General features: G+C 33.9%; 9 protein-coding genes and 1 riboswitch. Of the genes, 7 read left to right on the top strand and 2 right to left on the bottom strand.

The features are described 5' to 3' along the window. Positions 1-57: 57 nt before the first annotated feature. A complete protein-coding gene (locus tag HYN56_RS23600; RefSeq protein WP_109194445.1) occupies positions 58-1551 on the bottom strand; it encodes an aminotransferase-like domain-containing protein in 1494 nt (497 codons plus the stop codon). 66 nt (positions 1552-1617) lie between these two features. On the opposite strand from HYN56_RS23600, the gene HYN56_RS23595 reads away from it, so the two are divergent. From HYN56_RS23595 to HYN56_RS23575, 5 genes are all read left to right on the top strand, one after another. After that, positions 1618-3480: a TonB-dependent receptor plug domain-containing protein gene (locus HYN56_RS23595; RefSeq protein WP_109194444.1), complete on the top strand. Its 1863-nt coding sequence runs from the start codon at positions 1618-1620 to the stop codon at positions 3478-3480. A gap of 364 nt (positions 3481-3844) precedes the next feature. Further along, positions 3845-4207, top strand: coding sequence for a hypothetical protein (locus HYN56_RS23590; RefSeq protein ID WP_109194443.1), 363 nt, complete (start codon positions 3845-3847; stop codon positions 4205-4207). Positions 4208-4462: 255 nt separating this feature from the next. Further along, positions 4463-4562, top strand: a riboswitch (SAM riboswitch). 254 nt (positions 4563-4816) lie between these two features. Next, positions 4817-5806, top strand: a complete 990-nt coding sequence (locus HYN56_RS23585) for a TlpA disulfide reductase family protein (RefSeq protein ID WP_109194442.1) — start codon at positions 4817-4819, stop codon at positions 5804-5806. A 181-nt stretch (positions 5807-5987) separates the two neighbouring features. Continuing rightward, positions 5988-7460 (top strand): aminotransferase class V-fold PLP-dependent enzyme, encoded by a 1473-nt coding sequence (locus tag HYN56_RS23580; protein ID WP_109194441.1) that lies wholly within the window; start codon positions 5988-5990, stop codon positions 7458-7460. A gap of 218 nt (positions 7461-7678) precedes the next feature. Then, on the top strand, positions 7679-8152 hold the full coding sequence (locus HYN56_RS23575) for a cupin domain-containing protein (RefSeq protein WP_109194440.1): 474 nt from the start codon (positions 7679-7681) through the stop codon (positions 8150-8152). Here the strand turns inward: HYN56_RS23575 and HYN56_RS23570 are convergent. Beyond that, the gene (locus tag HYN56_RS23570) at positions 8145-9062 is read right to left on the bottom strand and encodes a bestrophin family protein (RefSeq protein ID WP_109194439.1); all 918 of its coding nucleotides are present in this window, start codon (positions 9060-9062) and stop codon (positions 8145-8147) included. The two genes, HYN56_RS23575 and HYN56_RS23570, sit on opposite strands and share 8 nt — an antisense overlap. A 188-nt stretch (positions 9063-9250) precedes the next feature. On the opposite strand from HYN56_RS23570, the gene HYN56_RS23565 reads away from it, so the two are divergent. Then, the gene (locus tag HYN56_RS23565) at positions 9251-10030 is read left to right on the top strand and encodes a polysaccharide deacetylase family protein (protein WP_109194438.1); all 780 of its coding nucleotides are present in this window, start codon (positions 9251-9253) and stop codon (positions 10028-10030) included. A gap of 223 nt (positions 10031-10253) precedes the next feature. Next, entirely contained in the window at positions 10254-12947 is a 2694-nt protein-coding gene (locus tag HYN56_RS23560) for a PAS domain-containing sensor histidine kinase (protein ID WP_109194437.1), read from the top strand.

Raw genomic sequence — 12947 nt, 5'->3', positions numbered from 1 at the left:
TAACTATTTAACCAAAGTATCAGAGTCTTCTGTAATTGGAAGATTTTGATACTTTTTTTATTCTTTTGAAAGGATAGTTTGAAGACTTTTGCTTAAAATAGAAACAGCTTTTTCCATTTCTTCTTTTTCTAAATGCCCGAAACCTAAACGAGTTGCTGTTAGGTCTTTTGTTTGGTATAAAATAGTTTTAGGCAGAAACAATTCATTTGTGGCACACTCTTTTTGAAATTTAATCAGATTAAAATCGTCCAGCCATTCTACCCAAATTGCTAATCCTCTTGGTGGAATTTTAAATTTTATTTTATCGTTTAATTTTTCGTTTAGCAGGGAAACAAAATAATCCCGGCGTTCTTTGTAGATTTTCTTGTTTTTTTTGGAAAGACGATGCGCTTCACCTTCTGAAATCCATTCGGTTAAGACCTGTTCTTTCATGACATCAATACTTGGTTCGAGAATGTTTTGATGTTTTTCCAGTTCTTTAATAAATTCGGCAGGAGCGGCAACAAATCCATAACTAAATCCAGACGGAAGCGATTTTCCAAAAGAACCAATGTAAACCACACGCTGATGAGAATCGAAAGCAGCTAAAGGCAGTACAGGATTATTATCGTAATGAAAATCAAAATCATAATCGTCTTCCAAAATGACAAAACCGTATTGATTCGCTAATTCCAAAACTTCAATCCTTTTTTTAGCGCTGAGCAGAATTGTTGTTGGATAATGATAATTGGAAGTGAGATACAGCATTCTAATTGGAGAAGTTTCGCAGATTTCCTTCAATCTTTTAGTGTCAATTCCGTCCTCATTTACAGGAATCGAAATAATCTGCGCTCCGGTATTTGTCAATGTCATATTAGACATATAGTAGCCTGGAGAAGCTACAACCACTTTATCTCCCGGATTTATTAAAACTTTGGTAACCAAATACAATCCGATTTCATGACTGCTTGTCGTCAAAAGATTGGAAGTAGAAATGCGGATTCCTCTGGTAAGATTCAGATAATTCGAAAACTGTGTTTTAAAATTCGAATGCGACCGAAGCTGAATCTGTTCATAGGTTTTAGTGGTTTTATGTCTTTTTAATTTTGAAACATATAATCTCGCCAAAACATCGGTCTGTACCAATCTTAAATCAGGCATTCCATCATTAAACTGATACGGAAGATTGCTAATTTCTAGTGGATTTTCCAGAATTGTAGAACGCTGGAAAGAAAATCCAGAATCAAATTGCGAAGAATTTTGTTCTTTTAAAGTTGTAAACTCAGCTTTATTTTTTTGTTTTTGCTGTGATAAAATAAAAGTTCCTTTATTCGGAAGTGTTTCGATCCAGCCTTGCGATTCCAAATCCTGAAAAGCTTTAATCAAAGTATTTCGGTTTACGGCCAATACTTTACAGAGAATACGCGTTCCGGGAAGTTTTGTTCCTTCAGGCAGAAAACCGGTCTGAATCGCTTTTATAAATTCAAAAACAATCTGAAGGTACAAGGCTGTATTTTCTTCAGGCTTAAGCTGAATAAAGCTTTTAAAAGGAATTTCAACCGGACTACTCATAATTATAAAACTGGCATACTTGATTAGTACGGCAAGATACTACTTTTGCCAAAAAAAATTAACCAAATGAAAAAAATCTACTTTGCTGCTTTGGCAGTAATTTGTTCTAACATTTATGCACAGACCAAAAAGGATTCCATCAATGAAATGAACGAGGTAATCATTAATGAAAACCGTTTTAATACGCCTATTTCTAAACAAAACAGAAATGTTTATGTGATTAGCAGTGAAACTATAAAGAAACTTCCGGGAAGAACACTTCAGGAAGTATTACAATATGCCAATGGAGTTGATATCAGACAAAGAGGGCCATTTGGAACTCAGGCAGACATTAGTGTTGATGGCGGAAGTTTTGAACAGACCGTTGTTTTATTAAACGGAGCGAAAGTAATCGATTCTCAAACAGCTCACAATATGCTGAATTTGCCTCTTCCGGTTGAAGTTATTGAAAGAATTGAGGTAGTTCGTGGACCGGCTGCAAGAATTTATGGAATTAACAGCTTAACCGGAGCGATTAACATTATTACTAAAAAACCAACCGATTCAGGATTTTTGGTAAGTACTTACGCTGGTTCAAATTTTGAAAAAGATACTCAGGATACTGGTGATACGTTCTACGGAACAGGAATTCAGGCTGGAGCCGTTTTAGGTAAAGAGAAACAACAGCATTTAATTTTTGCTTCTCATGATAAAAGCAATGGTTACCGATACAATACGGCATTTGAAAACAATAAAATTTTCTATCAGGGAAATGTGCAGATCAATGATTCTAATGAAATTTTAGGCTCTGCTGGATACATCAATAATGGTTTTGGTGCCAACGGATTCTATGCAGCACCGGGTGATATCAATTCTACTGAAATTGTACAGACAACTTTTGCCAACATTCAGTCAAAACATGCTATTACAGAAAACTGGAAAATTATGCCAAGAGTAACCTATCGTTATAACTATGACGATTATCGTTATTTAGGAAACTCAAATTTAGCTGTTGGAAGAAGCCAGCATTATACCAATTCGATTGCAGGAGAATTAAACTCTACAGTTAAATTGTCTAAAGGAGAAATTGGTTTTGGAGCAGAATTTAGAAATGAAAACATTCATTCTTCTAATATTGGAGATCACGATCGCGAAAATGTAGGCGTATATGCCGAATACAGAACGAGTTTTACGGAAAAATTCGATGTAAACATTGGAACTTATTTAAATTACAATTCAGATTACAAATGGCAGATTTATCCGGGAATCGATGCTAGTTATGCGATTACAGATGCCTTTAAAATTATTGGTAATGTAGGAACAAGTCAAAGAATTCCATCATTTACAGATTTATATTTGAAACAAACTGGAAATATTGGAAATACTGATTTAGATTCAGAAAATGCTTTTCAAAGTGAAATTGGTTTCAAATACAATAAAAAAGCCTTGAGTTTGAATGCGAATTATTTCTACAGAAAAATTGACAATTACATCGACTGGATGCGTAATGCGACAACAGTGCCATGGCAAAGTCAGAATACAGGAGATTTAAATACAAACGGAATCAATTTACGTGGTATTTACCGATTTGATTTTTCTAAAGATTCTCGTTTGAATATTCTTTTAGCGTACACCTATTTAGATTCTGAATTTAAAAGTTCACGTACAGAAATATACTCAAAGTATCTTATTTCTTCTTTAAAACATCAAATTACCAATACGATAGATTATCAGTTTAAAAATTTCTCTGTTTTGTTTGCAACACGTTTCAACGAGAGAATCACCGGGCCGTCTTATTGGGTAAATGATTTTAGAGTAAGTCAGTCTATTCATAAATTCACGATCTTTTTAGATGCGCAGAATATATTTAATGCGACTTATTACGAAGTAGGAGCAGTGCCATTGCCTTCAAGATGGTTTACTTTGGGAGTGAAATTAGTTACTTTTTAAAATTACTTTATTAGTTAGAATAGGGGCTGTCTTAAAACTAAAAGACAGCCCCTATTTGCGTTATAATTTTTAATGTTCCGTAGGAACATTTCATCGGGAGAAAATCATATTATTATCCGTAATTACGTTCCGTAGGAATGTTTCATTTAGACATCATTTTTTAATAATCTAACGCATCAGACGTTCCTACGGAACGTTAATTTGGGAGGTCTTTATTTTTTTTACCGATGAAACATTCCTATGGAATGAGAATCGAAGTGAAAAATAAATCAATTGCTGTTATATAAAATTTATAAGAAATACTGTAAAATAAGCCGTTTTATAAGTAGTTACTTAGCATTTGTAAATATTTAAAACATTTATTATGAAAGCTTTATTGAAATTGAAAGCCGTTTTTTTAGTAGTTGTGATCGGATTATTTTCTTCATGTAAAAAAAATGACGGCTATAGCGATAAAATAGATACAAATTCAGTTCCTGTTGAGACGGTGCAAAAGACAAAAGACACAGCAGAAGTTACAGGGACTAGTTCTGGCGGGACTTCACCTGCAGCAAAAAGTATTCAAATTACAAATATGGAAAAAGAAGGAGTTGAAAGTACAGCGGGTACAGGAACCGGACCAGGAGAAAGTCCGGAAGATGGTGCAACCTATACACCTTCAAAAGGAGTGCTGAAAGACAGTGTAAAACTGGAGACGGAAAGCGCCAAAAGAAGAAAAAATAAATAAACGTTGAAGATAAAATCTAAGCTCATTTCAAAACGAAATGAGTTTTTTTTATGCTTTTTAAAAAGGTATTAATTTAATCTAAAGCGCTAAATGGTAAAAATAATTCAAAATTGTTTTTATTTTAATTGTTTGTTATATAGTGTTTTATAATAGGTTTTAAACATTTTTTAAAATTAATTTGAAAAAATAATATTAAATACTACTAATTTGATAGAATTAATATATATATTTGTATCACAGAAAAGTTCTGAATGATACTTATCCAGAAAGACTGAGGGAATAGGCCCATTGACGTCTTAGCAACCTGTTGCCGAATAAGGTGCTAAATCCTTCCGCCGCGGCGGACAGATAAGAAAAGATTTCCTCAAAATCTGAATAAGATCATCTTTGTAAAACTTTTTATTTTTTAAAATGAAAACAGATTCAACTTTATACGCCGGTTACGAACTTTTGAACGTAATGTTCGAAGAAAACAGTCTTGCCTTTTTTCGAATGCGCCGCAAGTAAAATTCTCTCAATAATTTTTTAAAACAATATTTTCTAAAGACCATTTTGAAATAGGTCTCAGGAATTCTTTTGTCCAATCTTAAACTAAAAATCAAAATAAAAATGAAAAAAATAATCTTAGGTTTTGCCTTGTTTTTGGGATTTGCACAAACTCAGGCACAGGAAAGTAATTTACAATTAAAAGGAACAGTTGTAGATACTGTTGCACAATATGTTTATCTGCAAAAATTCCATAATAAAATGTTTACCACAATTGATTCGGTAAAGGTAAAAGACGGCAATTTTAGTTTTAAGACTAAAGTAAAAACGCCGGAATTATACGGTTTAAGCGTCAATACAGAAAGTAGTCCGCTTTATGTTTTTCTTGAAAAAGGACCAATTACGGTAAAATTAAATCCAAAGAAATATTACAGTAATTCTGTTGTAGAAGGTTCTGTTTCTCAGGATTTGTTTGAAACTTATAAAAAATCGAAAGATATAGAAATTAGTAAATTCATTACAGAGAATCCTAAATCAATAGTTTCGGCTTATGTGTTGTACAGAAACTGGTCATATAGACTGTCGCCGGAACAAATCAGAGAAAATATTGCTTTGCTGGATAAAAGCCTTCAGACGACTACTTACGTTAAAGAACTAAAAGATCTGGCTCTTGTTTTAGACGGTTTGGCTGTTGGAAAAAAAGCGCCTGATTTTACAGCCAATGATCCAAATGGAAAGCCAATTCGTTTTTATGAAAATTTAAAGGGTTACACTTTAGTCGATTTCTGGGCTTCATGGTGTGGTCCTTGCCGAAGAGAGAACCCAAATATTGTAAAAGCGTATAAAGAATTTCATGATAAAGGATTCAATATTGTCGGGATTTCTTTAGACAAAAAGAAAGAAAACTGGATCAAAGGAATTCAGGATGATAATCTGACCTGGATACATGTTTCTGATTTGCTTTTCTGGAATAGTGCAGTTGCCAAATTATACGGAATAAGAGCAATTCCCGGTAATTATTTAGTGGATTCGAACGGAGTAATTGTAGCTAAAAATCTTCAGGGAGAAGAATTACATACGACGTTAAAATCGCTTTTGGATAAAAAGATTTAAGTATAGATCCACACAATCTTGTCATCCTGAGCGGATGCGAAGGATCTTCGTAAGTAGCTCCTCAAAGGAAAGAACCAATCTTTGTAGAATATAGGACGAAGATTCTTCCTTCGTCAGAATGACAAGATTGATAAAAAGTTTGCAAAAAATATTACATTATTAAATTAAAAATGATAAGGAAATGAATGCTATTGAGACAACAAAAGAACCAATTGAGTTAGAGTGTTACTTCTCTAAATTTAGAGAAAATACAGTAGGAATCGATCATACTTTTGAATCGGTTTACGGAGAACAAAATCTAGTTTATGCCGACTGGGTTGCCAGCGGAAGATTATACGTTCCGATCGAGGATATTATGCTCAACAAAATGGGACCAATGATTGCCAATACACATTCATTTTCCAGTCAGACCGGAAAGGCTTCGACTTATGCTTATCAGCACGCAAGAGAAATTATTAAGAAATCGGTAAATGCCAATGCATCGGATGTTTTGGTAACAACGGGAACCGGAATGACAGCTGCTTTATCTAAATTGCAGCGTATTATGGGTTTGCGAAGCGATTATAAAGAAGACAGACCAGTGGTTTTTATAACTCACATGGAACATCATTCGAATCAGGTTCCGTGGTACGAAACCAATGCCGAAGTGGTGATTTTACAGCCAGATGAAAATAATTTGGTAGATCCAAAAGTACTGTCGGAAGAAATTAAAAAATATGCGGACAGAAGTTTGAAAATTGGTTCGTTTACAGCTTGTTCCAATGTTACGGGAATTATTACGCCTTACCATGAATTAGCGAAAATCATGCATCAAAACGGCGGACTTTGTTTTGTTGATTTTGCTGCTTCTGCACCTTATGTCAAAATCGATATGCATCCAAAAGATCCGGAAGCGCAATTGGACGCCATTTTCTTTTCGCCTCACAAATTCCTAGGCGGACCAGGAACAAGCGGTGTTTTGGTTTTTAATGAAAAATTATATCAATCTGATTTTCCGGATAATCCGGGCGGGGGAAATGTAAAATGGACCAATCCGCTTGGGAAATATTGTTACAGCGATGTGATTGAAGTTCGCGAAGATGGAGGAACTCCAGGATTTTTGCAAGTTATTAGAGCTGCTCTGGCTTTAGAATTAAAAGAGCAGATGGGAGTAGAGAACATCCAAAAAAGAGAAAAAGAACTTCTGAATCTTTGTTTTTCAAGGCTTCAAAAAATTCAGGGTTTATCTATTCTGGGAGACCTAACGACAGAAAGAATTGGCTGTGTTTCCCTTGTGATTGAAGATATTCATTACAATTTGATCGTAAGACTTTTGAATGACCGTTTCGGAATTCAGGTTCGCGGTGGCTGGTCGTGTGCGAGTACTTATGCGCATTATTTGTTCAATATTAATGAGAAGAAATCGGCAGAAATTACCAATGAATTATTGGAGAGAAATCAAACCAATAAACCGGGCTGGGTTCGTTTGTCTTTACACCCGATTACGACGAATGAAGAGCTTTTCTATATCTGTGATGCGATTGAGAAAGTAGCTTCGAATTATAAAAAATGGCAGAAAGATTACGAATATAATCCCGCGTCGAATGAATTTGAAAATCCTAAAATAAAAGATTCTATAACAAATGAGGTAAAAGATTGGTTTAAGTTAGATTAGTTAGTTTTTTTAACCTAACAGGTTTTCAAAACCTGTTAGGTTTTTATTAAAATTTAATAAACACATAGAAATATAGGTTTTTTAATTAGTAAAGAAGATGAAAAAAGAAGCTAGTTTCTAACACATAGGAGTTAACTATGTGTTTTTAACTAAATGAAATGCCTTTTAAACGCAAAGAAAAACTATGTTTCTATGTGTTTAAAAAAATAAATTAAAATATGAAAACAATTCCAAGAAGAGTCGTAACAGGTTTACGAAATGGAAAATCAATAATAGAACAAGACAATATTGTAACCAATGTTTCAGAGCATTTTCCGGGATTAATTATTTCGGATGTTTGGTCAACTGATACTACTCCCGCAAAATACGAGGAAAAAGAAATAGAGAATACTGCTTTTCCGAATACACCCAAAAACGGAAGTTATTTTCGTTATGTACAAATTCCGCCCGATAAAGATTTAGGAATTGTGGCACCAGAAGGGCAGCCTCATCCGTTAATGCATCAAACCGATACCTTAGATTATATTGTGATTTTAGCTGGAGAAATTTATCTTATTGTAGACGAAGAGGAAACTTTACTACAGGCGGGTGATATTGTAATTCAGCGCGGAACCAATCATGCTTGGAGCAACCGTTCAGATTTGCCTTGTATTCAGTTGGCTGTTTTACTGGATGCTGAATCAATTAAGTAATATAATAATCACTATTTGTTTTTAACGGATTAATTTTTTTATCATTTAATTCCAACAATGTATTTTCGATCATTTCGGCCATCGTATCCAAAGCAAGGTCATTGGGTTGTTTACCAAACGGATCTTCCAGTTCATCGGCGATGGCTTCGAGTGCAACAAAAGTGTAGGCAATAAATACAATGATAAACGGCGTAATCCAGCCTAATGTTTCAACGAATCCAAATGGAAGCATAAAACAATAAATATAAACGGTGCGATGCAATAATACACTATAAGTATAAGGAATAGGAGTGCTGGCAATTCGTTCGCATCCGCCTACGATATCTGAAAGTTTGTTCAGATTTTCTTCAAAAGCCAATTGTGTTACGCTGTCAATTTTACCATCTGCTTTTGCTTTTTTGATCCAGTTTCCGAGTTCTCTTAAAATGATGATTGGTTTGTACCGAACTTCTTTTAGACTTTCAGCAAATTCATTTTCAAGTAATCGTTTTAAATCTTCTTCAGAATCAGTATGTCTAAGCTGATGCTTTAAACTGTAAACAAAGGCGATAAGAAGATTTGTAAACTCATCGCGTTTCGTTTCGTATTCTTTATCATTAATAAGAGAAATGCTTTGTCTGGCAAGGGAACGGGTATCATTGAGAAGTGCGCCCCAAAGTTTTCTTCCTTCCCAAAAACGATCATAACTTACATTGTTTCTAAAGCCAAGAAATATAGCAAGCGTTATTCCGAATAACGTAAAAGCAGCCGGATTGATGTGCAGATTATGTTCTAATAAAAAGGGTTTAAAACAGACCACAGCAAGAGAAAACAAAAGTAATAACAGAAGTCTAGGAAGTAATTGTGGTAAAACAGAGCCATTCCACTCAAAGAGCATTTTGAACCAATTCGTTTTTTTCTTGATAATCATTGGATAAGTAAGGAATTATGATACTATAAAAGTAACTAAAACTACAGTATTTTGGAGTATAAAAACAATAAGAATATTTGTTTTTGTTAATTGAAAAAGCCTAAGTAAAAGAGCTCAAAAATTTTTATATTTGAGATATTCTATTCGATAAAAGCACAGTTGAAGTTTCATTTTAATTAAAGCACTTTATGAAGGTATTTTTTATTAGAACAATGTTGTTTTTAATGTTCTTAACTATTTTTTCCTGTGATACCAAAAAAGAAAAACCGGAACCAAAGCCATATAAAGCAGGTGTAATTTTATCTTTTGACGACGCTTATGTCGATGAATGGGCTGAAGCAGATAGTGTACTGAAAAAATACAAATGGAGAGCTACGTTTAATGTCTGCAGGATAGATTCTATTGGAGCTCCTGAAATTAAAAAGCTTCTTGAAATGCAAAAATATGGTCACGAAATTGCAGGTCACGGATATCACCATTACAATGCCGTAAAATTTGTACAGCAAAATGGAATAGATGCTTATATGAAACAAGAAATAGATCCTATGATTGTTTCTATGAAAAAGAAAGGATTTAAAGTGACTTCTTTTGCTTATCCTTACGGTGAGAGATCAGAAGAACTGGACAAAGCTTTGTCTCCGGATTTTAAAATAATTAGAGGAAGAGCCTTTGGAGGTGAAATTCCGGAAAAGCAAGACAGTTATTTTAATAATTCAAAAATTGTATTTGCTTTTGATATTGACAATAGTCACATTCATTTTAGCATTCCATACCTTTTAGAATTACTGGATTATGCTAAAAAAAATAATAAAATTCTGATTTTATGCAGTCATAAACCAGTTAAAAATGTAACCGAAAATTATCAGACCAAAATTGAAACCTTGGAATTTGTTTGTAAATACATGAAACTTAATGATCTTAAATTTTATACTTTGTCAGATTTAGATGATTTGATTTATAAAAAATAACAGATTTTAATTTCATTAATTCTTACTGAAAATAGATTTAGATATTGGTCTGGAATACACTTGTAAATAATTCACTACGTGTAATAAAATTAATTATATTAGCTTTTACAAAAACAAGTGAGTGTCTCTATTTCACTGGCTAAAAAACAAATTGAGCTAAAAATCATGATGTTTTACCATATTGATTAAAAAATAACGGAGCTTTTATACATTAAGTGAAACAATGGAGTTAACAGAAAATCAAGATTTATTTCAAGCCATTTTTGACTCTACAGCCAACGGTATTACCGTCATAAGACCTGTGTATAATGAGGAACGAGAAATAAACGATTTTTCGATTTTGTTTTTAAATTCTCATGTTTTAAAACAGCTTGACGATCTATATTATAAAGGCAGACTGTATAGTGAAGTTTTTCCCGGGATAAAAGAAAACGGTATTCTTGAAAAATTTATTAATACTGCAGAAACTGGTATTTCAACCGATTTTGAATGTAAATATACTTCAAATGGTTTGAAATTCTGGTTTAGGTTTGCAGCCGTAAAAAAGGATGAATTACTGGTTATTACTTCAGAAAACCTGACTAAAAAGAAAAAGACAGAGATAGCGCTGAAAAGTGCTTTAGAAACTGCAGAAAAACAAACGCGATTTTATCATTCAATTACCAATACAACGCCTGATTTGGTATATGTTTTTGATCTTTCCTATAAATTTACTTACGCCAATAAGGCACTCCTGGCCATGTGGGGAAAATCTGCTGAAGATGCTATTGGTAAAGGTTTGAGAGATAACGGATATGAAGAATGGCATGCAGCAATGCATGAAAAAGAAATAGATGAAGTAGTCGCTTCAAAAAAAACAATTAGAGGTACAGTTTCTTTTCCACATGCTGAATTAGGAAGCAGAGTTTACGACTATATTTTTGCTCCGGTTTTTAATGAAGACGGCGAAGTAGAAGCAATTGCAGGAACTACTCGTGATATAACAGAAATAAAACAAGCAGAAGAACAACAACTTTTAGCAAGCAGAAAAATTGAAGAAAGTGAAGCGACTTTAAGATCAATGATCGACCAAACTCCGTCTCCTACACTGGTATTAATGGGAGATGATTTGGTTATCAAGCAGATCAATAAACACATGCTTGCCATGATTGGGCGAGGAGAAGAGATCATTGGAATGCCATTGATTGATGTTTTGCCTGAATTGAGAGGACAATATGTTTGGACTCAGGTTCAGAATGTGTATAATGAAGGAATGCCCTTTGACCAAAGCGAAGTTCTCGTACAGCATAACCGAACAGGAGTAATGCGGGACTATTACTATAATCTGGCTTATCGTCCATTGATTGAAGATGGAAAGATAACTGGAATGATTCAAGTAGCTGTTGATGTTACGGAACAGGTCGTGGCGCGTAAAAAAATGGAAGAGAGTGAAAATCGTTTCCGTGTTTTGGTTAATGCTTCATCTGATTTTGTGTATCGAATGAATGCCGATTGGACCGTAATGCGTAATCTGGAAGGTATTGATTTACAATCAGATGAGGGAGATGTTGTTTTTAACTGGATTGATAAGTTCATCTATATCGAAGATCAGCAAAAAGCTTTAAAACTTATTACTGATGCTATTGAAAATAAAAAAATATTTGAAATGGAACATCGGGCTTTAAAACCGGATGGAACTTTGGGCTGGACATTTTCAAGAGCAATACCAATATTAGACGATCAAAATAATATTATTGAGTGGTTTGGCGCTGCCGGTGATATTTCTTCTCAAAAAGAGGTACAGCAAATTATTAAAGACAGTGAAGAAAAATTCCGCCAGCTGGCAGATTTGGTACCGCAGGTAATCTGGACGGCAAAACCAGATGGTTATGTAGATTACTACAATAAGCGTTGGTACGAATATACAGGACTGGATGAAGAAAAGTTTGGAGATGAAAGCTGGGTTCCAATGCTGCATCGCGACGATGTATTACCTGTTTTGGAAGCTTGGTATATAAGTGTTCAGAATGGAAGTAGTTACCAATTAGAATTTAGATTAGAAAATAAAAATACAGGTTTGTACCGCTGGTTTTTAAGTAAAGCTGTTCCTATACGAGATAAAACGGGAGTTATTGTAAGGTGGTTTGGTACTTGTACAGACATACACGAACAAAAAACAATAACCGAAAAATTAGAAAGTCTCGTAGCAGACAGAACCAAAGAATTACAGCGTTCTAATGAAGATTTACAACAGTTCGCTCACGTTGCTTCTCACGATTTAAAAGAGCCTGTAAGAAAGATTAAAACTTTCACAAGCAGACTGGAGGAACATCTTGAAGGAAATCTGGATGAATCTGCTGCCAGATTTATTGGGAGAATCCACGTTGCCGCAGATCGTATGTTTAATATGATTGACGGTGTATTGATGTATTCTAAGATTAATGCCAATTTACAGAAAGCAACATTAGTCGATCTTAATGATGTTTTAAAAAATATTGAAACCGATTTAGAAGTCTCTTTACAGAATACAAAAGGAGAGATTCATTATAATGACTTACCAAAACTGGAAGGAGCTTCAGTATTGTTATATCAGCTTTTTTATAATTTGATTAATAATTCTATTAAATTTGCTAAAAACGGAGTACCGCCTAAGATTACAATATCCTCAAAAATAATAATGGAGAATCAAAAAGTGATTGCTCTAATGACGGTTGAGGATAACGGAATTGGTTTTGAAAATGAGCAATCTGCACAAATTTTTGAAACTTTTACAAGGCTTAATTCTAAAGATGTTTACGAAGGAACAGGTTTAGGATTATCACTTTGTAAAAAAATAGTAGAACGGCACGGTGGAAGTATTACAGCAGTTGGAAGACCATATGCAGGAGCTGTCTTTACCATAAAACTCCCTCTGAAACAACAAGAAATGGGCATTTAA

The sequence above is a fragment of the Flavobacterium crocinum genome (assembly GCF_003122385.1).
GTDB lineage: Bacteria > Bacteroidota > Bacteroidia > Flavobacteriales > Flavobacteriaceae > Flavobacterium > Flavobacterium crocinum.
The sequence above is the reverse complement of the archived record's forward strand: the minus strand, read 5'-3'. Positions and strand labels throughout refer to the sequence as shown.